Genomic DNA, 20,683 nt, shown 5'->3' with positions numbered 1-20,683 from the left:
GATAGGGGTGAATACTATGGCAAAATTGATGCCGGGTAGAGTCCGTAATGAGGGTATTGAACTTTTTGAAAAGGATCTCATTACCATTCATCAGGTCTCAGAAACTCAGTTGGATACAACAGTTGACCAACATCATTTAATTTATGCACTCAATGATTCTGAAATCACGTGTGACTGTGATTATTTCGCTCAAAAAGGCTATTGTCCCCATTTGGCAGCTATTGAGTATTATCTAAAAAACGATAAAGAAGGCCAGCGTCTATTGGCAGAATTGGAAGAGGAACAAGAGTCCTCTCAGGGACAAGAGCGAGGACACTCTTTTGGTGGTTTATTTTTAGAAGGCCTTTCCCTAAATGAGGATGATACTGTTAGATATAGCTTGATGGTAGAGGGAGAGGAATCTACCTTTGGTTCAGAGATTTGGTGGAGTATACGTTTACGTCGCTTACCAGATGAACGTTCTTATGTTATTCGAGATATTCCTGCCTTTCTCAAACTTGTAGAGGCTGAGGGTTATTATCAGATAGGTAAGAACTATTATGAACCCCTATCGCTTATTCAATTTGACCAGACTTCACAGGCATTTTTAGACTTCTTAGGACGGATGATTCCAGATGAAGCCAAGACTAATTTAGACTTTATTTTACCGAATAATGCACGTCATCTTTGTCTCCCCTACGGTTTTTTTGAGGAAGGTTTGAGACGGATGCAAGATTTGGATGGCTTTAGGTTTGAATGGGAAGGAACCGAATATCACCGACTTTTGGTTGAGGATTTGACTGCTGATGCCCATCTCTTCTCGTTTGATATTTCTGTCGAGCCTAAGATGATTGAATTGACTGTTGCTGAGAAGAATAGTCAGGCCTTTTTTAATAATCGTATTCTCTTTTATCAAGGTGTTTTTTATCGCTTGAATCGAAAACAACAAAAACTTTTGGTTGGTTTACGCTCTCTTCCAATTGGAAGCGATTTGAATAAGCATGTCAGCTTTAATCTTGATGAACAAGCTATCTTGGCTGCTAGTCTTTTTGATTTTAGGACTATGGGACCAGTTAAAGCTCCTAAAGCCTTTAATATCAAGAATTTCACACCGAGATTTCACTTTGATCTGAAAGGTGACAGTGAGGTTATACTTACATTAGCCTTTGATTTTGATGGTTTCCTAGTCCATAATCGACAAGAGTTGAGTCATTTAGGATTTACGAGTAACTATCGTCATGAGCAGGCTGTTTTCCGTTTGATGGCTAAGCATGAATTCACCCCTGATTTTCAGTCATCTAAACGATTAAGTAGCAGTCAAGAGCTCTATGATTTCTTTACGAATACTCTAGCAGAATTTGAAAATACAGGGACGGTTCTGATTGGGCAGGAGTTGCGTGACTTACGGGTTGAACAGAGTCCACAGGTTCAGGTAGAGCGTCAGGGGAATTTATTAGATATTTCCTTTGATTTTTCAAGTCTTGACGACGAAGATGTGGATCATGCTTTAGTAGCTTTGATGGAAAGTTCGCCCTATTTTATCAATCGTAGTGGTCAGTTGATTGTTTTTGACGAGGCGACTCATCGTATTAGTGAGAGTCTCAAAACTCTAAGAGCTCGATATTCAGGGCAAGGTCACCTAGAACTAAATCAATTGACTGCCTATCAATTAATGGATGTTCTTTCAGAAAGCGATTCTGTTCGTTTTTCAAAAGATTTCCAACTCTTAACGCAACATTTGAGTAAACCAGAGACCTTTGATTTGCCAACTTATAAGGTAGAAGCTGACCTTCGTCCCTACCAGGAAAAGGGTGTTCAGTGGCTATCTATGTTGCATCACTATGGTTTTGGCGGTATCTTGGCCGATGATATGGGGTTGGGGAAAACCTTGCAGACCATTGCCTATCTCTCTGCACATTTAGAAGAAGAGCAACGAGTCTTGGTTTTGTCACCATCAAGCCTGATTTATAATTGGCAGGATGAGTTTAAAAAGTTTGCTCCTCAGTTAGATGTAGCGGTTTCTTATGGACTCAAGCCAAGACGTGATGACATCATTGCTGAAGACCACCAGATTATTATTACAAGCTACGCTTCCTTCCGTCAGGATTTTGATGCCTACAAGGCTGGTAAATATGACTATCTCATTCTCGATGAGGCTCAGGTCATGAAGAATACACAGACAAAGATTGCCCAATATCTACGTGATTTTTCTGTTCCACATTGCTTAGCACTATCTGGAACGCCTATTGAAAATCATTTGTTGGAGATTTGGTCTATTTTCCAAATTATTCTACCAGGACTTTTACCGGCTAAGAAAACTTTCCTTAAGTTAACACCAAAGGAAGTGGCTAGGTATATTTCTCCTTTTATTCTAAGACGTAGGAAAGAAGAGGTCCTTCCTGATTTACCAGATTTGATTGAAATCACTCACCAAAGTGAATTGTCAGATGCTCAAAAGGCTATCTATTTAGCGCAATTGCAACAGATGCAGCAAGGTTTAATTTCTGCAAGTGATCAGGAAATCAACCGTCGTAAGGTGGAAATTTTGTCAGGAATTACCCGCTTACGACAAATCTGTGATACCCCAGCTCTTTTTATGGACTATGCTGGAGATAGCGGAAAATTAGATAGCCTAAGAGAGTTGCTTAGTCAAATTAAGGAATCAGATCACCGTGTTCTTATATTTTCACAATTTCGTGGGATGTTAGATATTACAGAGGGGCTCTTACAAGAATTAGGTATTTCCTCTTATAAGCTAACAGGGTCAACGCCATCTGATAGTCGTCAAGAGATGACCAGAGCCTTCAATCAAGGAAGTCGAGATGCCTTTTTGATTTCTCTAAAAGCAGGAGGAGTGGGACTGAATCTAACTGGTGCTGATACGGTTATTCTGATTGACCTTTGGTGGAATCCAGCGGTAGAAATGCAGGCTATTAGTCGTGCGCATCGTATAGGTCAGGAACAAAATGTCGAAGTTTACCGTTTGATTACAAGAGGAACTATTGAAGAGAAAATTCTTGAGCTTCAAGAAGGCAAGAAGAACCTGGTGACAACTGTCCTGGATGGCAATGAAAGCCGTGCCAGCATGACTGTTGAGGACATTAAAGAAATTCTTGGTATTGCAATATCTTAATTTGTTATATTTGATATTGGAATACTAATACGTGAAAATGCTACTAGGCAAATCTTTTGAATTAGGCTATAATAGAATACTGCAAGACGTATCTTCCCATTCCCGATTGTTTATATTAAGATACGCATCATCTCGAAAACGAAAGGAAGTCTTTTATGCATCGCCAAAGACGACAATTTCCGCTGATTCCAGACGGGGAATCTTGCTTGCAAGAACCGGTCTCTATGCGCCTATATGAAAATGAAGATTTAATCACAAATATCCGTGGCCCTTACCAAGATAAGGACTACAATGATTTGTTGCCGAACTATGATTTCTTGTCAGCTAAGCCTAGCAATCGTAAGCAGGCTTCAAAACGAGTGGAGACTCAAGAAGCTGGCATGACTTATGCAGAGGAAGCCCGTGAAAAGGCTAAGCGTGATGTCCGTGAGAAACGCCAAAAATTCCTCCGCCAAGAAGTTCAACAAACCAAACATACTAATAGCCGTCAACTAACTGCTAAGCCTAAGGTAGAAGCTAAGCCAAGCTTTGAGGCTACTGTTGAGCCAGCTGCTGTAACAACGGATAAAGGGCCAGTGACAGCATCTATCTTGGGAGCTCCTGTAAGTGCTATCAAGCGAACTTTAGCACCTAACGGGAAACACTCAAAAATCCATCACTTGGCAAATCGTCTGCAACAGGATTCTTACATCTTGGCAGAAGTGGCTCCAACCTATCAACAGCCTAGTAACCCATCTCGTAAGAAGGTCAAGAAAAATAGCTATGACTTCTTGAAACGTAGCCAGGTTTATAATTACCCAGAACGTCAAACTTACCGTGAACACAGAGTTGCTCAAGAATTAAATTTGACGCATTTAGAAGACGCAAACTAATCGCAGTGCGATTGTAAGGAGAAACTATGTCAAAAACTTATCATTTTATTGGAATTAAAGGATCTGGTATGTCAGCTTTGGCTTTGATGCTCCACCAAATGGGACACAAGGTTCAAGGTTCAGATGTGGAAAAATATTACTTCACACAACGTGGTCTTGAGCAAGCAGGTATTCCTATCCTTCCTTTCGATGAAAAAAACATCACAGAAGATGTTGAATTGATTGCTGGAAATGCCTTTCGTGAAGACAACAACGTTGAAGTTGCTTATGCGATTAAAAATGGCTACAGCTTTAAGCGTTATCACGAGTTCTTGGGTCACTTCATGGATCAATTCACTAGCTTTGGTGTGGCAGGTGCACATGGTAAGACTTCTACAACAGGTCTCTTGTCACATGTTATGAAAAATATCACAGACACGTCATACCTTATCGGTGACGGAACTGGTCGAGGTTCTGCTAATGCACAATACTTTGTCTTTGAGTCTGATGAATATGAACGTCATTTCATGCCATATCACCCAGCATACTCAATCATCACTAACATTGACTTTGACCATCCTGATTACTTTACAAGTATCGATGATGTGTTCTCTGCCTTTGATGATTATGCTAAGCAAGTGCAAAAAGGACTCTTTGTTTACGGTGAGGATCCACACCTTCGTAAGATTACAGCCAATGCGCCAATCTATTACTACGGTTTCGAAGAAAATGATGACTTTATGGCAACAGACATTGTTCGTACAACGACAGGGTCTAATTTCAAGGTAAAACACGATGGACAAATTCTTGGAGAATTCCATGTGCCAGCCTATGGTCGTCACAATATCTTGAATGCAACTGCGGTTATTGGGACCCTCTATGTAGCTGGTTTCGACATGGATTTGGTTGCAGAACACCTTAAAACTTTCTCAGGTGTTAAACGTCGTTTCACAGAAAAAATTATCAGTGGTACTGTTGTCATCGATGACTTTGCTCACCATCCAACTGAAATTATTGCAACGCTTGATGCAGCACGCCAAAAGTACCCATCTAAAGAGATTGTTGCTATTTTCCAACCACATACCTTCACACGTACTATTGCTCTTCTTGATGAATTTGCTGAAGCTTTGAACGAAGCAGATGCTGTTTATTTGGCGCAAATTTATGGTTCAGCGCGTGAAGTTGACCATGGTGATGTTAAGGTTGAAGATCTTTCTGCTAAGATCAATAAACCGGCCAAAGTGGTTACAGTTGAAAATGTCTCACCTCTCCTTGACCATGACAATGCTGTTTATGTCTTTATGGGAGCTGGGGACATCCAACTTTACGAACGCTCGTTTGAAGAGCTCCTAGCAAGCTTGCAAACACACATGTAATATATTAAGGGCTGTAGCGATTTCGCTCAGCTCTTTCTCTTAATAGAAAGGAATTTAATATGCTTATTCGACATGCCCGAGAGGATGATTGGGCTGATGTTGTCCGTATCGAACAAGATAATTTTTCACCTGAAGAGGCTGCAACTCCAGAGGCTATTGCGGAGCGTTTAAAGACGATTTGTGATACCTTTCTCATTGCTGAAATTGATGGCGTTGTAGCTGGCTACATTGAAGGGCCTGTGATTGCGGAACGTTATCTTACAGATGACTTGTTCCATAAGGTGGTTCCTAATGCTAGTCAAGGAGGCTTTATTGCAGTTACTAGTTTGTCTATCTCCAAAGATTTTAAAGGGCAAGGGATTGGGACAGCCTTGATTGCAGCGCTTAAGGATCTGGCTATCGCCCAAAAACGCCAAGGTATTAGTTTGACTTGTCATGATTACTTGATTGCTTACTATGAGATGAATGGTTTCACTGATGAGGGAGAATCTGAATCAAATCATGGTGGAAGCTCTTGGTATAATATGGTCTGGGAGAACCCAGAAACCCATTGATTTCAGTGTTACGTTACTGTAACAAAGGACCAATTGATTTGCATTAACTGACTTTTTAAGATATAATGGCGTTTGTTACTATAGAGGAGGTATGCCTTGACGGACAAGTTTAATGAACACTCGGAAGCTTCTGAAGATAGCCTAAGCTTCAAAGATCAGATTCTCCGAGACTTACAAGAAGCGACACGGCTCCGTTCTCTTCGTGAGGAGGAGCATAATAAAAGTGCAACTATGCCCGAGACACCACTTTCAACGTCAGCTGAGAGCGCTACAACTCGTAGTTATTCAGCGTCTAATAAAGTAAGTAACCAAGATTTTAGTTCACATTCTGTTTCTCACAGTGCCTTTGCTAAATCTATGACTTCTGAGACAGCCCGAGATTCTCAACAAGATAGTCTTGGCTTGTTTTCAGATTCTCAAGCGGAGTCTTTAGTATCTGATGCTCATTCAAACCTAGCGTCTATTCCTAAAGAGCCAATTGAGGAGGAGACAAAGGTAAATATTCCTCAGGAGACTGAAACGTCGAAACGCCGTTTTAAACGTCCAGTTTGGGAAACTAGCCTTAATGAAGCATCTGAAGAGGAGTATATTCCTGCAGATGTGGCTAAGGAGCTCATTGAAGCTAAGTCTAACGAAGCTATTTATACAGACCCTAAAGAATTGGAGGCCAAATTGACCTCAGAACGTCAAAACGAAGCATTCTTGCAGGAACATCATGCAACAAGTGACCAAGCGTCGCAAGAAAAGGTTCAATCAGAGCTAGTAGCTGATGGTAATGAGGATGATGAGAGTATTTCTCTAGAACCCTCTGGAAAGCCTAAGAAAAAGAAAGGTAAGAAAGTGAAGAAGAAAAAGTCTTCGCCAAAAGATGGTAAACAGGCTGACATTGTCGACGAAGAGCCGATTTCACGTTCTAACCGAAATCACAAACGCAATAAAAATAACCGTCGTGCTGGTAAAATTGCAAGAAACATTATCATCTTCTTGCTACTTATCTTGTCAGTAGCTACATTCTTTGGTTATCGCTATGTTAGTGATGCTGTTGGCGCAAAAGATGTTAATTCAACTAAGTTTGTTAGTGTTGAAATCCCTGAAAATTCAGGTAGCAGTTATATCGGCCAACTCTTGGAATCAGCTGGTGTTATTAAGTCTGGTAAGGTCTTTAATTACTATACCAAGTTTAAAAACATCTCAAATCTGAAAAGTGGTTACTACAACCTTCAGGCTAGCATGACCATGGATGAAATTATTGAGGCACTTCAGAAAAAAGGTAGTGATAAACCTCAGGAGCCATCTCTTGGTACGGTCTTAGTCAAAGAAGGATATACCATCGATCAAATTGCCAAGGCAGTTGAGGTTAATTCGTCAGCTAAAAAAGGCAAAAAAACATCAACTGGACTTAAGGCGAAAGATTTCTTGAAATTGATGAAGGATGATGCTTTCATTACTAAGATGAAAGCGAAGTACCCAACCTTGTTGGCAAACCTTCCGAATTCTACGGATGCTAAGTATGTCCTAGAGGGTTATCTGTTCCCAGCGACTTATAACATTCATGATGATACGACGGTGGAGTCTTTGGCAGAGGAAATGTTGTCAACGATGGATACCTACCTATCACCTTACTATGCGACGATTTCATCTAGTGGACACAATGTTAATGAGATTTTGACCCTAGCTTCTCTTGTTGAAAAAGAAGGGGCTACAGATGACGACCGTAAAAATATTGCGAGCGTCTTCTATAATCGTCTAAACTCAGACATGGCTCTACAAAGTAATATCGCAGTTCTTTATGCTCTTGGAAAACTTGGTCAGGAAACGACCTTGAAAGAAGATGCAACTATTGACACAAACATTGACTCCCCTTATAATGATTATGTTCATAAGGGGTTGATGCCAGGTCCTGTGGACAGTCCTAGTCTGTCTGCGATTGAAGCGGTTATCAATCCATCATCTACCAAGTACATGTACTTTGTGGCAGATGTAACCACTGGTAATGTCTATTTTGCTGAAAGCTATGAAGAGCATCAGCATAACGTTGAAACTTACATTAACAGCAAACTAAAAGATAAATAGTCTGATTGGCTAGTTAAAATCAAGCAAACGAATAGTGATTCTAACGATACAGCCAACGGCTCAAAAAATAGAAAAGAGAAAAAAATGGCAGAAAAAACATATGTAATGACACAAGCAGAGAAAGAACAACTTGAAGCGGAATTGGAGGAGTACAAACTCGTCCGTCGTCCAGAAGTTGTAGAACGTATTAAGATTGCACGTTCTTATGGTGACCTTTCAGAAAACTCTGAGTATGAAGCAGCCAAAGACGAGCAAGCCTTTGTTGAAGGACAAATTCAGATTCTTGAAACAAAAATTCGTTATGCAGAAATCGTTGATAGTGATGCTGTTGCTAATGACGAGGTTGCAATTGGTAAAACTGTTGTTGTTCAAGAAGTTGGTACAAACGACAAAGATACTTATCATATCGTTGGTGCAGCCGGTGCTGACATCTTTTCAGGTAAGATTTCAAATGAAAGCCCAATTGCTCAAGCCTTGATTGGTAAGAAAGTTGGCGACAAAGTCGCTATCGAATCACCAGCAGGTAGCTACTCTGTAGAAATCCTTAGTGTAGAAAAAACAGCCTAAGTGACTGTTGGCATTAAGGTGTCCAATATTTGAAACTAGTGGGAGTGAGACAAAACAGTTGTTCTGTCTCACTCCCTTTTTGGTTACCGGCGCTATTAGGAGTTAGGCTGGTCTGAATTAATCTATAAGAAAAGCACTCTTGGCAAATACCAAGAGTGCTTTGTAGCTTATTTACGATTTTGCTTACCGGCGTTACGGTTTTTCTTTGGTTTACTTGCAATTGCTTGAGTATTTTTTGGTGTTACATCTTTACGCTTGATTGGTGTTGTACGAGGTGCTTTTGGAGGGTTCTTTTTGAACTCTTCAGCCACTTTTTCTTTCAAGCGAGGTTTGATGATGTAGTTGGTAATCAACTGTTGGATAATAGAGAAGATACCACCAACGAACCAGTAGAGGATTACGGCTGCAGGTGAGCTAATACCAAAGAAAATCATCATGATCGGCATACTGTACATCGTCGCTGCCATTTGTTTACGTTGCTCTTCAGGAACTTGTTGAATAGACAACCAAGATTGGAAGTAGTAAAGAGCTGCGATGATGATAATCAATGGGAAGTCACGGTGACCAAGGTTAAACCAGAGGAAGTTATCTTGAAGTACACCAGGAGTGTAACGTGCTGCGTAGTAGAGTGCTGAGAAGAATGGGAACTGAATTAATAGAGGAAGACAGCCGACACCACCCATCAAGCTTAGACCGTTTTCACGCTGAGCTTGCATGAGTTCAGACTGGGCAGCCATTTTTTCTTCTTGAGTTTCAGCGTTACGCAAACGTTCGTTGATTGGTTCCAAGATAGGCGCAAGGTATTCACGTTTTGCTGATTGGTAGGCTGCGCTACGAGATTGGTGAAGACCAAGTGGCAAGATAATCAAACGAACAATGATGGTAACAAAGATAATACCAAGACCAAAGCCGAGACCAAGATTATCTGCGAAGTAGGTGATGACGTGGCTCATAGGGCGACCAAGGAGGTTCCAGACCCAACCAGTAGGATTACCAGACTTATCAAGGCTCACACATCCTGATAGGAAGAGTAGCATGCTGGCAGCAAGCCCCATCAGGGCTAGACGTTTTTGATTTTTATTCACAATATCATTCCTTTTGTTTTTTAGTTATACTTGTCTATTTTACCTTTTTTTAAGAAAGAGAACAAGCTAAAAACGGTGGCTTCCTCTTAATTAGCCATCCGAAAATCGCTGTAATTTGAGAAGTTTGCCATGGTCACATCGACATAGGTTACTTTAGACCATTTTGAAGGTCCTTTTCGAACTTCTTGAATAAATTTAGCTAACTTAGCAGGATTTTCTGACTGAGCTAGGATTTCAACAGTTCCGTCGTCATTATTCCAAACCCGACCGTATATATCTCCAATATCTAGTGCTAGAGCATAGGTTGAATAACGAAAACCAACACCTTGGACTCTTCCTGAGACTAATAATCTTACTTTTTGCATGGTCCACGACCTCCTTTTGAAAGCTCTTTCCTTTAGTATAATCCTTGCTATAAAGTCGGTCAAGTCCAAGATTTATCAAGGAATTTCTGCTATAATGAGTGTATGGAAATCATTCAATCAAAGCAAAATGCTAGCATTAAATCTGCTAGAAAATTATTGCAGCGCAAGCACCGTAAAACTAGCTATCTTTTAGAAGGATGGCATCTTTTTGAGGAAGCAAAGGCAAGTGGTGCCGATATTCTTCAAGTTTTCGTGCTTGAGGAAATGGCTAATCGTGTGGCTAATATGGTTAAGGTGAAGTTGGTTAGTCCAGAGGTGCTCAAGGAGCTCTGTGAAACCCAGACCCCCCAAGGGATTGTGGCAGAAGTTGCTAAACAATCTCAAGCCTTGCCAGAATCTCTCTCAGGGAAGTATCTTCTCTTGGAGGATGTTCAGGATCCTGGCAATGTAGGAACAATGATTCGCACAGCGGATGCCGCAGGTTATGACGGAGTCTTTTTGTCAGATAAATCAGCTGATATTTATAATCAGAAGACCTTGCGTTCTATGCAGGGAAGTCATTTCCATCTTCCAATCTATCGTGGACCTATTCTTGACATGGTTGAGGCTTGCAAAAAGCAAGGGGTACCTGTTTTGGCAACGACTCTCTCAGATATTTCTGTTGACTATAAAGCAGTTAAGACAGATGGCAATTTTGCCTTAGTGATGGGAAATGAAGGTCAGGGAATTAGTCAGGATATGGCTGAGTCTGCTGATCAACTCGTACATATTAGCATGCCAGGTCAGGCGGAGAGTCTGAATGTTGCTGTTGCAGCAGGAATTCTCATGTTTAGTCTCTAGGTCTCAAGGATGATTTTAGGAGAAAACAACTGACTTTTAAAGTAATTTTAAGCACTAGTGGTATAATGAAGAAGCATTAGAAACATTAATGAGGTATTATTATGAAACGACCAGAAGATGATAAAGAATTCATGGAAGTTGTGGGACATTTGATTTCACACCCACGTTTTCAAAAATTGGATGGGATTGTACAGCACCATCATTCGACACGTTTAGAACACTCGGTTAATGTTAGTTACACCAGCTATAAGATTGCTAAAAAATTTGGCTGGGATGCCAAGAGTACTGCTCGAGGCGGTCTCTTACATGATTTTTTCTATTATGATTGGCGAGTAACTAAATTTAATAAGAGTCATGCTTGGGTACACCCACGTATTGCTGTTCGTAATGCCAGAAAGCTTGTTAATCTAAACAAAAAAGAAGAGGATATTATCCTCAAGCATATGTGGGGAGCAACGATTGCACCGCCGAAGTATAAGGAATCTTATATTGTTACGATGGTGGATAAGTATTGGGCGGTTAAAGAAGCGGCGACACCCTTACGAAACCGAATTAAAAATCGTAAGTTTTTCCGTCGTAAGACCCTACAAAGCCACCACCAATAATTCATTATTTTTAGGAGATAACTATGGAATCAAATGCAATTTATACGACTAGTGATGCGGGCTTAAGCCGCTTTTTCGGAAAGATTTATGGCCTTGTCGGTATAGGAGTGGGACTTTCAGCAGTCATTTCTTATCTGATGCTCTTTCCTCTCTCACATGTTTTTGTCAATATTCTCATGAATCATTCTTGGGTTTACATGGCAGCCCTCTTTTTAGAGTTTGGTTTGGTCTTTTTGGCTAGCGGTGCTGCACGAAGAAATACACCTGCAGCCCTACCTTTATTTTTGGTTTATTCCGCTTTGAATGGATTTACACTTAGTTTTATCATCGTTCAATACACGCAAGCCATAGTTTTTCAAGCCTTCCTTAGCACTGCCATTGTTTTCTTTATCATGGCCCTTATCGGAGTTAGCATTAAGCGAGATCTATCAGGCATGGCTAAGTTCCTTATGGCAGCCTTGATTGGGATTATTGTGGCTAGCTTGATTAATATTTTCTTTGCAAGTAGCATGATGAGTTTTGTGATTAGTATTGTATCAATTCTTATTTTCTCTGGTTTAATTGCCTACGATAACCAGTTGATTAAAAAGGTTTACTACGGTGCCAATGGTCAAGTCACAGATGGATGGGCAGTTTCTATGGCACTTAGTCTTTACTTGGATTTCATTAACTTATTCTTGAATATCTTGCGACTCTTTGCTAGACGTAATTAGTAAAAAAATCAGCCAGATGGCTGATTTTTTTAATGTCTAATAGTTTTTTGTAATTGTCCCTTGCTGACCTGTGTAAGCGTAGAAGAGTGGATAGTACTCCCATTTTCCGACATAGCTATCTTTATCTGGGAAGGCCCACTTGTCGTCTTTTTTAGTAAGCTCGACTGAGTAATTATCAAAAATATTTGTTCCTTCTGTCTTTGGTGCTGATGGGCTTACTTCTTTGATTGAATTCGGTAGGTAAGTTTCCATGTAGTATTGTCTTGTTAGTTGGTCGACATTTCCAGCGTTAGCACCATTGCTTTGTAGGTAGTTTTTAAGGTCATCTGTGAGATTTGGGTGATTAGCACCATAGGCATCGTCTGCAGCTTTCATACTGATAGTTGACATGCTGACGTTAAACTCTGCTTTATCTTTAGCGACGATAATGTTATCAACAGTGTAGCTACCGCGTTCACGGTTAGCAGTTTGGACCCAACCAAAAACTTTTGGAATTTCATCACCGGTTGGTTTGATATGATCAGTATCATCATAGCTGTATTGAAGGCTATCTGAGAAATATTGGTTAAGTTCACCCTTGGCTTTATCCAAGTCGTTAGAAACAAATTTACTGTAGTCTTTGCTTTCACCACCTAGAAGAACTGCGTTGAAATAAGCGTCAATAGCCTTTTTAACATTGGTAGTTGTTTTACCATCGAAATCTTTTAGGTTAGTAGAAACTGTTTGTCCCTCTGTTTTCTCATCTTTTGATTCAAAATAGAGTTTATAGCTTTCGTCGTTGTTAACTTCGAAAAAGAGGGAGACAGTCTTGTAGTCGTCAGCTTCAAGCTTCCCAAAGTCATCTGTAGCGTCCTCTACGTTCTTATTTTTATTGAAGAGAGTAGGTAGGTCGCCCTTATCGAGCTTGCTTGCTGTGACTTTTTTACCATCTTTATCTTTGAGGTAGAATTGTTTAGCAGATGTTTTGAGCTCATTTTCCATATCTTCCGAAGTATTCTCGAGTTTGAATGAAACTTCGACTAGGGTTTGGTCATCCTTGAGCTTGAGGTCGCTTCCTGACATATAGACAATATCGTTAACAGAAAGCTTGGCATCAAGTTTTGGTTTGGCACATGCTGAGAGCGTTAAGATGGCTGCTAGAGCAAGAGCCCCAGAGTAAAGATATTTTTTCATAAATAATCCCCCATTATTTTATTTAGGTTATAGGTCTATTGTATCATGAAATATGCCTTGAGATTATTAGAAAATTGGGTTTCAAGCCTTTTCTTATGCTATAATAGGATTACTATTGTAAAAAATGGAGAATCAAATGACAAAAACACCTTTTATTACGGCTGATAAACTTGAACAAATCACTGGAGAATTTCCAACACCTTTCCATATTTACGATGAAAAAGGTATTCGTGAAACAGCGCGTGCAGTTAACGCAGCCTTTTCGTGGAATCCAGGTTTTAAAGAATTCTTTGCTGTAAAAGCTACACCTAATCCAGCAATCCTCAAAATCTTGAAGGAAGAAGGGTGTGGTGTCGATTGTGCGACCGATACAGAGCTTGTCATGAGTAAGAAAATTGGTTTTGATAGTAGTGCCATTAGCTTTACGTCTAATGATACACGTGCAGAAGAGTTTGTTTACGCTCGTGATATTAATGCGACAATTAACCTTGATGCTTACGAAGATATCTTTTTCTTGGAAGAGGCTGCAGGACTTCCTGAAACCCTTTCTTTGCGCTTTAACCCAGGGGGCGTCTTCTCTCTCGGTACTGATATCATGGATCATCCTGAAGAATCAAAATTTGGGATGACTAAGGAACAGCTCTTCAAAGGCTATGCCTACCTTAAAGAAAAAGGAGTGAAATCATTCGGTTTGCATGCTTTCTTAGCGTCAAATACAGTAACGAATGAGTATTACCCAACCTTGGCTGCTCAACTGTTTGAATTGGCGGTAGAAATCAAGAATGAACTTGGTGTTAGTCTTGACTTTATCAACTTATCAGGTGGTGTTGGAGTGGACTACACACCAGCCAATAAACAAAATGATATTGCCGTTATCGGTGAAGGCGTTCATGCTAAATTTGATGAAATCCTTGTTCCGAATGGTCTTGGACACATTAGTATTTACACTGAACTTGGGCGTTTCATGACAGCACCTCATGGCCTTGTCGTGACTAAGGTTCTTCATATTAAGGACACTTATCGTCGCTATGTTGGTGTAGATGCTTCTGCGGTTAACTTGCTTCGTCCAGCTATGTACGATGCCTACCACCACATAACGAATATGACTAATCCAGATGGTGACATTCAAGTAGTTGATGTGACAGGTTCACTTTGTGAAAATAATGATAAGTTTGCTAAGAACCGTGAATTGCCAGAAGCTCGTATTGGAGATACATTGGTTATCCACGACACAGGTGCTCATGGTTTCTCAATGGGTTACAACTATAATGGACGTCTTCGTTCTGCAGAAATTCTCTACCAAGAAGATGGCACAGCTCGTATGATTCGTCGTGCAGAGACGATGAATGATTACTTTGCCACTCTTGATGGTTTTGATTTTGATATTTAACAAAAAATAAGCTAGGCCTTAAAGGCTCTAGCTTATTTTACTTTAATGATGACAGCTTCAAGAATGATATCGGCTAACTCCTCAGGGGATTCGATACAGTCTTCTTTGAGCCATAGTGTTAAAATGGTAACAATGGTGCTAACATAAACTTCCAATGAATATTTGGCAGGGATATGATAGCTTTGTTCCATGAGTTCTGTAACATTTTCAATATCAGAGTTAAGGATAGTCTCGATAATGAATTCACGAATCATCTCATTGATGTTTGGAATGTGTGTCATCAAGGTGAGACAGAGTTTTTGATTTTCCTTAAGATATCGTAGCATTTCAGTGACAACACCTTCTTGGTAGGTCATGTCTTCCTGAAGAATACTTGAGATTTTATCTAAAATCTTTGAGAAGGTTGTTTCAACCAAATCTTCCTTATTTGAATAGTAGTAGTAGAAGGTCGGTCTGCTGAGATTTGCCTTCTTGATGATATCTGTGATGCTGATTTGTTCGAGTGAACTCTCCTCTAAGAGTTCAATAAATGCGTTGACAATTTTTCGTTCGGAAATAGTTGCTTCCTTGAGCATAAATAAACCCCTTTATATAAACATAATAATAATTCCACAACTTATATAATAACCTATTTTTTTTCTAGAAATCTTACAAGTCCTTTACAGTTGTAAGTGAAAAATACTGAAAGTCTCATTTTATCGGTATTTTAAACGAAAAAACTATTTTTCTAGACGTTTTTAAGAATCAACGTCTTATTTGTCAGTAGGGGCCATTTTTGCTATAATATAAGGTAAATCAACGTTATAGGAGAAATGAATTTATGAACACCGTCCTTTGGATTATTCTTGTTTTTGTAGCCCTTTTGGGTGGTTTTTATGGAGGCGCTTACTTTGCCCGCAAACAAATGGAGAAAGAATTGGCTGAAAATCCTCGTTTGAATGTGGACGCTGTTCGTACCATGATGTCAGCTGCGGGTCAAAAACCAAATGAAGCAAAAGTGCGTCAAACATATAACCAAATTATCAAACAACAAAAACAAGCACTTGCAGATAGCAAGAAAAAGAAAAAATAATGGTGGGGAGCTGGGACGTGAATCTCAGCTTTTTACATGTAACCTAGGGGATAAGGAGGCAAGATGGATAATCGACCTATAGGATTTTTAGATTCTGGTGTCGGAGGACTGACAGTGGTACGTGAACTTAAACGTCAGTTGCCTCACGAGTCTATTGTTTATATTGGAGACTCTGCTAGGGCACCGTATGGTCCTAGACCGGCAGAACAAATCAGACAGTATACCTGGCAGTTGGTTAAATTCCTTCTGACCAAAGATGTAAAGATGATTGTTATTGCCTGTAATACGGCAACAGCAGTAGTTTGGGAGGAAATCAAAGGAGCCTTGGATATCCCAGTGCTAGGTGTGGTTTTGCCTGGTTCTAGTGCGGCTATTAAGTCTAGCCAATCGGGTCATATTGGTGTCATTGGGACTCCAATGACGATTGCCTCTAACATCTATGAACAAAAAATTAAGCATTTGGCACCACAAATGAATGTCTTGAGTTTATCTTGTCCTCGCTTTGCCCCTATTGTTGAATCCAATGAAATTAACTCAAGTGTGGCTAAAAAGATTGTTTATGAAAGTATGGCACCTTTAGTCGGTAAGGTAGATACCTTGGTTTTGGGTTGCACCCATTACCCACTTTTACGTCCTATCATCCAAAATGTTATGGGGCCAAGTGTCAAGCTAATTGATAGCGGGGCGGAAACAGTTCGTGATGTTTCTGTTTTGCTCAATTATTTTGAGATTAATCGTAGCCGTGAAGTCGAAGACAAGACGGAAGAATATTACACCACGGCTAGTGTGCTTGGTTTTAAAGAAATCGCAGAACAATGGCTGGGTGAAGAAGTTGCTGTCCAACATGTCGATTTGGACAAGGAGTTAGAAAATGACTAAATCAATTTTTGAATATAAAGACGAACAAGACTGGTATTTGGCTAGTTTTGGAAGCTACAATCACTTGACTTGTTTTGGTGGTGATGAGGCCTATGAACAATTTGTTGACTTTTTCCAAGCCTTGACTAACGTTTTGGCTGTTAGTGGCCTTCAGTTACATATTGCTAAACATTCTTCAGACCTTCGCTTAGTATCCTTTATTTTGGATTGCTTGAAAGAGGAAACTGGTCGTGACCTAGCTGTTACGCAACATCAAGGGGCTTTGGTAGTTAGTGAAGGAGATAAGCTTGTCTATGTGCATGTGCCTAGAGAGGGTGTCGCCTTGAGTGATTTCTTTGGTTCTGATAACAAATCAGACTTTGGTGATGTCCTATTGATTGCGACACGCAATGAAGGAAAAACCAAGGAATTTCGTAAACTATTTGGAAAACTAGGCATTAAGGTAGAGAATCTTAATGATTATCCAGACCTTCCTGAAGTTGCTGAAACGGGTATGACCTTTGAAGAAAATGCACGCTTGAAGGCGGAAACCATTTCTGAATTAACTGGTAAAATGGTCCTTTCAGATGACTCTGGTTTGCAGGTAGATGTTCTTGGAGGTTTACCAGGAGTTTGGTCTGCACGCTTTGCAGGTCCTGATGCTACGGATGCTGAAAATAATGCTAAATTATTGCACGAGCTGGCTATGGTGCTTGATGATAGCAAACGTACTGCGAACTTCCATACAACCCTAGTTGTTGCGGCCCCTGGACGTGATAGTTTGGTTGTTGATGCCGACTGGAAGGGTTATATTGGCCGAGAACCTAAAGGTGACAATGGTTTTGGTTATGATCCACTCTTTTTAGTTGGTAATACGGGGAAAACGGCAGCAGAGCTTTCTGCAGAAGAGAAAAATGAACAATCTCACCGTGGACAAGCTGTTAAGAAACTTATGGAGGTCTTCCCAGCATGGCAGAACAAACAATAATCGTAATGAGCGACTCCCATGGAGAACGTGATATTGTAGTAGATATAAAAAATCGTTATCAAGGGAAGGTAGATGCTATTTTCCACAATGGAGATTCTGAGTTAGAATCAAGTGATCCTGTTTGGGAAGGTATCCATGTGGTTCGTGGTAACTGTGATTATGATTCAGGTTATCCAGAACGTTTGGTCGTTAAACTTGGTGATGTGATTATTGCACAAACACATGGTCATCTTTATGGCATTAATTTTACCTGGGACAAGTTGGATCTTTGGGCGCAACAAGAGGATGCAGATATTTGTCTCTATGGCCACTTGCATGCGGCAGCAGCTTGGCGAAATGGTAAGACAGTGTTTATCAACCCAGGATCTGTTTCACAGCCACGAGGTCCTATCCATGAGAAACTTTACGCTAAGGTGATTATAAACAGTGCAAAAATTCGTGTAGAATATTACACACGTGACCATGAACTTTATTCAGAACTTACACAGGAATTTGAACGATGATTGCTAAAGAATTTGAAGATTTTTTGTTGGCTCATTTAGATAATTATTTAATTCCATCAGATCAGGTTGCTATTTTTATTGATAGTCACAACGCTGATCATGTGGTCTTGCTTTTGACAAGCAATGGTTATTCGCGCGTTCCCGTTTTGACTAAGGATAAGCATTATCTTGGGACCATATCTTTGACGGATATTAAGCGATATCAAGATGAACATAACTTGCAAGAGTGGGAGATGGTTAACCGTGATATCGGACCGATGACATCAGATGTCGTGGAAACAGTGGAAGATAATGCCAATCTAAATGAGGTAATGCATAAGCTAGTTAATAATCCTTTCCTTCCTGTGGTTGACAGCCAAGGCATTTTCAAAGGAATTATCACACGAAAATCGATTCTAAAGGCGGTTAATAGCCTCTTACATGACTTTACACATGACTATATCATCATTCCAAAAACAACTGACAACTCAGATCACTGATTTTCTGGCTACTAAGGTCATTTCGGAGAGTTCAAAGCAAGCTTATGCTTATGATCTTAAGCAGTTTGCAACGTCGATTTCAGGACAAATTGATCAAACCAGTCTTAAGCTCTATGAAAACCAACTGAAGGAATGGAAGCCATCTGTACAAAAGCGTAAGCGCTCTGCGGTCAATCAATTTTTGCTATACCTCTATCAAAAGGGTGAATTAGAGAAATTTTTCAAATTATCAGAGACGGTTACAATACCTTCTCAGGAGGATAAGTTGCGAATACTGGATTTTTCATCGCTTTATGAGGGGCGTGAAGGGGTTGGTAAGCTGTCTTGTCTGCTGATTCTAGAGTTGGGGCTCTTACCTTCAGAGATTTTGGAGTTGGACTGGTCCGATATTGACTTGGATTTTGGTGTTGTAACTGTGGCCAAGGGAAGCACTAAGCGTGTTCTCAGACTTGAAGCAGATGTGAAGCAGTATTTGTTGGCTATTAAAGATGCGAACAGCCAGGGCTTGCTTTTGGGTAAGGTCTATACTCGACAATGGCTGTATAAGCAAATCCAGACTTATGTTAGTGACTGTGGCTTATCGAATGTAACCGCTCAAGTCTTGCGTCAGCAATTTATTCTTAGACAGATTGAAAAGGGAACGGGCGCCTTTGAACTTGCTCGTTTACTGGGACTAAAAAGTCCAGTGACCTTGGAGAAATACTATAAAACCTAATGGATATTAAGTTAAAAGATTTTGAGGGGCCACTGGATTTGTTGCTCCATCTGGTTTCTAAGTATGAGGTAGACATTTACGATGTTCCCATTGTTGAGGTTATCGAGCAATACTTGGCTTATTTGGCAACCTTGCAAGCCATGAAGCTTGAAGTTGCTGGGGAATATATGCTTATGGCCAGTCAGCTCATGCTGATTAAGAGTCGTAAGCTTCTGCCCACAGTGGTGGAAGCTGAGCCTGAAGCAGATGATCCAGAACTAGAGCTCTTGAGTCAATTGGAAGAATATGCACGCTTCAAAGCAGCTAGTCAAGAGTTGGCTAAGCAGCATGAGGTACGAGCTCAGTATTTTTCAAAACCAAAAGTTGAATTGGTTTATGAAGATGTGACGCTGAATCAGGATAAGACCATTCAAGACATTTTCTTGGCTTTTTCAAAAATCATGGCTGAAAAGCAGGAAGAAATTCGTCGCAATCACACGACCATTGCGCGTGACGATTATAAGATTGAAGACATGATGCTGATTATTGAGGAAGCATTCGGCTCAAAAAATGAGCTACATTTAGATGAACTTTTCACCGATGCTAAAGATATGAATCAAGTAATCACCCTCTTTTTGGCAACTCTTGAATTGATTAAGGTACATCGCATATCAGTACAACAGGAAACAATTTTTGGAACAATCACACTAAGAAAGGAATGGACGAATGAGTAGTCACTTAGCACGATTAGAAGCTTTACTTTTTGTGGCAGGTGAAGATGGTCTTAGTCTACGTACTATGGCGCAGCTCTTAGAAATGCCAGTGACGGGTCTGACTCAGTCTTTGGAGAAATTGCAAGCCAAGTACGAGGCAGATGAGGATTCAGCTCTTTGTTTATTGGAATCGTCAAATACCTATAAGCTGGTGACTAAGCCAGATTTTGCAAGTCTCCTTCGTGATTATTCTAAAACGCCAATCAACCAAAGTCTATCCCGAGCGAGTCTCGAGGTTCTCTCTATAGTTGCTTATAAACAGCCTATTACACGTGCTGAAGTCGATGACATTAGAGGTGTTAATTCTAGTGGTGCTATTGCTAAACTTCAAGCCTTTGATCTCATTCAAGAAGCTGGTAAAAAAGATGCTGTCGGTCGTCCTAACCTATATGCGACTACTGATTATTTCCTAGACTATATGGGGATTAACAGTTTAGACGAACTTGTGGCCATTGATCAACTAGAGCTTGAAGAGCAGGAAACGAGTCTCTTTAGGGAAGATGCTTCAGAAGAGCTTGAGGACTTGGACAATTAAGAGTCAACCTTGTTGAAACTAATCATTAAAAATAAAGAAACATAGCAGAGATGCTAGGTAGAAAGGATACAGCTTAA

Annotated in this window: 22 protein-coding genes; 18 read left to right on the top strand and 4 right to left on the bottom strand. The window is 40.2% G+C overall.

Features of this window, described 5'->3' with window-relative positions; genetic code table 11:
- The first annotated feature begins 16 nt into the window (after positions 1 to 16).
- From ADH51_RS01030 to greA, 6 genes are all read left to right on the top strand, one after another.
- Positions 17 to 3,112 (top strand): DEAD/DEAH box helicase, encoded by a 3,096-nt coding sequence (locus ADH51_RS01030; RefSeq protein ID WP_048673909.1) that lies wholly within the window; start codon positions 17 to 19, stop codon positions 3,110 to 3,112.
- Between the two features lie 155 nt (positions 3,113 to 3,267).
- Entirely contained in the window at positions 3,268 to 3,984 is a 717-nt protein-coding gene (locus tag ADH51_RS01025; RefSeq protein WP_037598958.1) for a hypothetical protein, read from the top strand.
- 26 nt (positions 3,985 to 4,010) lie between these two features.
- A complete protein-coding gene (gene murC, locus ADH51_RS01020; RefSeq protein ID WP_048673907.1) occupies positions 4,011 to 5,339 on the top strand; it encodes a UDP-N-acetylmuramate--L-alanine ligase in 1,329 nt (442 codons plus the stop codon).
- 59 nt (positions 5,340 to 5,398) lie between these two features.
- Complete coding sequence (locus ADH51_RS01015; RefSeq protein WP_048673905.1) at positions 5,399 to 5,893, top strand: GNAT family N-acetyltransferase; 495 nt, start codon at positions 5,399 to 5,401, stop codon at positions 5,891 to 5,893.
- A 96-nt stretch (positions 5,894 to 5,989) separates the two neighbouring features.
- Complete coding sequence (gene mltG, locus ADH51_RS01010; RefSeq protein WP_048673903.1) at positions 5,990 to 7,966, top strand: endolytic transglycosylase MltG; 1,977 nt, start codon at positions 5,990 to 5,992, stop codon at positions 7,964 to 7,966.
- Positions 7,967 to 8,050: 84 nt separating this feature from the next.
- Positions 8,051 to 8,533: a transcription elongation factor GreA gene (greA, locus tag ADH51_RS01005; RefSeq protein ID WP_002883697.1), complete on the top strand. Its 483-nt coding sequence runs from the start codon at positions 8,051 to 8,053 to the stop codon at positions 8,531 to 8,533.
- A gap of 167 nt (positions 8,534 to 8,700) precedes the next feature.
- Here greA and yidC read toward each other — a convergent pair whose 3' ends face one another.
- Positions 8,701 to 9,618, bottom strand: coding sequence for a membrane protein insertase YidC (gene yidC, locus ADH51_RS01000; protein ID WP_002886520.1), 918 nt, complete (start codon positions 9,616 to 9,618; stop codon positions 8,701 to 8,703).
- An 86-nt stretch (positions 9,619 to 9,704) separates the two neighbouring features.
- Positions 9,705 to 9,983, bottom strand: a complete 279-nt coding sequence (locus ADH51_RS00995) for an acylphosphatase (protein WP_002886522.1) — start codon at positions 9,981 to 9,983, stop codon at positions 9,705 to 9,707.
- A gap of 102 nt (positions 9,984 to 10,085) precedes the next feature.
- Here ADH51_RS00995 and ADH51_RS00990 point away from each other — a divergent pair, with 102 nt between their 5' ends.
- The 3 genes from ADH51_RS00990 to ADH51_RS00980 all read left to right on the top strand — a co-directional run bounded on the left by ADH51_RS00990 (position 10,086) and on the right by ADH51_RS00980 (position 12,141).
- Positions 10,086 to 10,823, top strand: coding sequence for a TrmH family RNA methyltransferase (locus ADH51_RS00990; protein ID WP_038675270.1), 738 nt, complete (start codon positions 10,086 to 10,088; stop codon positions 10,821 to 10,823).
- 101 nt (positions 10,824 to 10,924) lie between these two features.
- Positions 10,925 to 11,428 (top strand): HD domain-containing protein, encoded by a 504-nt coding sequence (locus ADH51_RS00985; protein WP_002883682.1) that lies wholly within the window; start codon positions 10,925 to 10,927, stop codon positions 11,426 to 11,428.
- 23 nt (positions 11,429 to 11,451) lie between these two features.
- Positions 11,452 to 12,141 carry a Bax inhibitor-1/YccA family protein gene (locus ADH51_RS00980; RefSeq protein ID WP_038675272.1) on the top strand — a complete coding sequence of 230 codons (690 nt, stop codon included), beginning with the start codon at positions 11,452 to 11,454 and terminating at the stop codon, positions 12,139 to 12,141.
- A 36-nt stretch (positions 12,142 to 12,177) separates the two neighbouring features.
- Here the strand turns inward: ADH51_RS00980 and ADH51_RS00975 are convergent, their stop codons facing one another.
- Positions 12,178 to 13,314: a DUF5105 domain-containing protein gene (locus tag ADH51_RS00975; RefSeq protein WP_048673901.1), complete on the bottom strand. Its 1,137-nt coding sequence runs from the start codon at positions 13,312 to 13,314 to the stop codon at positions 12,178 to 12,180.
- Between the two features lie 136 nt (positions 13,315 to 13,450).
- Here ADH51_RS00975 and ADH51_RS00970 point away from each other — a divergent pair, with 136 nt between their 5' ends.
- Positions 13,451 to 14,704, top strand: a complete 1,254-nt coding sequence (locus ADH51_RS00970; protein WP_037610660.1) for a diaminopimelate decarboxylase — start codon at positions 13,451 to 13,453, stop codon at positions 14,702 to 14,704.
- Positions 14,705 to 14,736: 32 nt separating this feature from the next.
- Here the strand turns inward: ADH51_RS00970 and ADH51_RS00965 are convergent, their stop codons facing one another.
- Complete coding sequence (locus ADH51_RS00965; protein ID WP_048673898.1) at positions 14,737 to 15,279, bottom strand: TetR/AcrR family transcriptional regulator; 543 nt, start codon at positions 15,277 to 15,279, stop codon at positions 14,737 to 14,739.
- Positions 15,280 to 15,524: 245 nt separating this feature from the next.
- Here ADH51_RS00965 and ADH51_RS00960 point away from each other — a divergent pair, with 245 nt between their 5' ends.
- From ADH51_RS00960 to scpB, 8 genes are all read left to right on the top strand, one after another.
- Complete coding sequence (locus ADH51_RS00960; protein WP_002883695.1) at positions 15,525 to 15,776, top strand: YneF family protein; 252 nt, start codon at positions 15,525 to 15,527, stop codon at positions 15,774 to 15,776.
- A gap of 63 nt (positions 15,777 to 15,839) precedes the next feature.
- A complete protein-coding gene (racE, locus tag ADH51_RS00955) occupies positions 15,840 to 16,655 on the top strand; it encodes a glutamate racemase (RefSeq protein ID WP_002883619.1) in 816 nt (271 codons plus the stop codon).
- Positions 16,648 to 17,622 (top strand): nucleoside-triphosphate diphosphatase, encoded by a 975-nt coding sequence (locus ADH51_RS00950; protein WP_014633870.1) that lies wholly within the window; start codon positions 16,648 to 16,650, stop codon positions 17,620 to 17,622. Before racE ends, ADH51_RS00950 begins: the two co-directional genes overlap by 8 nt.
- Entirely contained in the window at positions 17,604 to 18,125 is a 522-nt protein-coding gene (locus ADH51_RS00945) for a metallophosphoesterase (RefSeq protein ID WP_002883595.1), read from the top strand. Before ADH51_RS00950 ends, ADH51_RS00945 begins: the two co-directional genes overlap by 19 nt.
- Positions 18,122 to 18,604 carry a cyclic-di-AMP-binding protein CbpB gene (gene cbpB / locus ADH51_RS00940; RefSeq protein ID WP_002883680.1) on the top strand — a complete coding sequence of 161 codons (483 nt, stop codon included), beginning with the start codon at positions 18,122 to 18,124 and terminating at the stop codon, positions 18,602 to 18,604. Before ADH51_RS00945 ends, cbpB begins: the two co-directional genes overlap by 4 nt.
- Positions 18,558 to 19,319 (top strand): site-specific tyrosine recombinase XerD, encoded by a 762-nt coding sequence (gene xerD, locus ADH51_RS00935; RefSeq protein ID WP_048673896.1) that lies wholly within the window; start codon positions 18,558 to 18,560, stop codon positions 19,317 to 19,319. Before cbpB ends, xerD begins: the two co-directional genes overlap by 47 nt.
- Entirely contained in the window at positions 19,319 to 20,032 is a 714-nt protein-coding gene (locus ADH51_RS00930) for a segregation/condensation protein A (RefSeq protein WP_003092139.1), read from the top strand. The genes xerD and ADH51_RS00930 overlap by 1 nt, the downstream gene beginning before the upstream one ends.
- Positions 20,025 to 20,606 carry an SMC-Scp complex subunit ScpB gene (gene scpB / locus ADH51_RS00925; protein WP_002886533.1) on the top strand — a complete coding sequence of 194 codons (582 nt, stop codon included), beginning with the start codon at positions 20,025 to 20,027 and terminating at the stop codon, positions 20,604 to 20,606. Before ADH51_RS00930 ends, scpB begins: the two co-directional genes overlap by 8 nt.
- Positions 20,607 to 20,683: the final 77 nt, after the last annotated feature.

The organism is Streptococcus sp. 449_SSPC, assembly GCF_001073005.1.
Taxonomy (GTDB): Bacteria; Bacillota; Bacilli; order Lactobacillales; family Streptococcaceae; genus Streptococcus; species Streptococcus salivarius_F.
Note: the sequence above shows the minus strand (reverse complement) of the source record. Positions and strands in the feature narration are given on the sequence as shown.

Coding starts and splice junctions, on each gene's coding strand:
- ADH51_RS01030 (WP_048673909.1), top strand. CDS start 17: ATGGCAAAATTGATGCCGGGTAGAGTCCGTAATGAGGGTATTGAACTT.
- ADH51_RS01025 (WP_037598958.1), top strand. CDS start 3,268: ATGCATCGCCAAAGACGACAATTTCCGCTGATTCCAGACGGGGAATCT.
- murC (WP_048673907.1), top strand. CDS start 4,011: ATGTCAAAAACTTATCATTTTATTGGAATTAAAGGATCTGGTATGTCA.
- ADH51_RS01015 (WP_048673905.1), top strand. CDS start 5,399: ATGCTTATTCGACATGCCCGAGAGGATGATTGGGCTGATGTTGTCCGT.
- greA (WP_002883697.1), top strand. CDS start 8,051: ATGGCAGAAAAAACATATGTAATGACACAAGCAGAGAAAGAACAACTT.
- ADH51_RS00995 (WP_002886522.1), bottom strand. CDS start 9,983: ATGCAAAAAGTAAGATTATTAGTCTCAGGAAGAGTCCAAGGTGTTGGT.
- ADH51_RS00990 (WP_038675270.1), top strand. CDS start 10,086: ATGGAAATCATTCAATCAAAGCAAAATGCTAGCATTAAATCTGCTAGA.
- ADH51_RS00985 (WP_002883682.1), top strand. CDS start 10,925: ATGAAACGACCAGAAGATGATAAAGAATTCATGGAAGTTGTGGGACAT.
- ADH51_RS00980 (WP_038675272.1), top strand. CDS start 11,452: ATGGAATCAAATGCAATTTATACGACTAGTGATGCGGGCTTAAGCCGC.
- ADH51_RS00975 (WP_048673901.1), bottom strand. CDS start 13,314: ATGAAAAAATATCTTTACTCTGGGGCTCTTGCTCTAGCAGCCATCTTA.
- ADH51_RS00970 (WP_037610660.1), top strand. CDS start 13,451: ATGACAAAAACACCTTTTATTACGGCTGATAAACTTGAACAAATCACT.
- ADH51_RS00965 (WP_048673898.1), bottom strand. CDS start 15,279: ATGCTCAAGGAAGCAACTATTTCCGAACGAAAAATTGTCAACGCATTT.
- ADH51_RS00960 (WP_002883695.1), top strand. CDS start 15,525: ATGAACACCGTCCTTTGGATTATTCTTGTTTTTGTAGCCCTTTTGGGT.
- racE (WP_002883619.1), top strand. CDS start 15,840: ATGGATAATCGACCTATAGGATTTTTAGATTCTGGTGTCGGAGGACTG.
- ADH51_RS00950 (WP_014633870.1), top strand. CDS start 16,648: ATGACTAAATCAATTTTTGAATATAAAGACGAACAAGACTGGTATTTG.
- ADH51_RS00945 (WP_002883595.1), top strand. CDS start 17,604: ATGGCAGAACAAACAATAATCGTAATGAGCGACTCCCATGGAGAACGT.
- cbpB (WP_002883680.1), top strand. CDS start 18,122: ATGATTGCTAAAGAATTTGAAGATTTTTTGTTGGCTCATTTAGATAAT.
- xerD (WP_048673896.1), top strand. CDS start 18,558: ATGACTATATCATCATTCCAAAAACAACTGACAACTCAGATCACTGAT.
- ADH51_RS00930 (WP_003092139.1), top strand. CDS start 19,319: ATGGATATTAAGTTAAAAGATTTTGAGGGGCCACTGGATTTGTTGCTC.
- scpB (WP_002886533.1), top strand. CDS start 20,025: ATGAGTAGTCACTTAGCACGATTAGAAGCTTTACTTTTTGTGGCAGGT.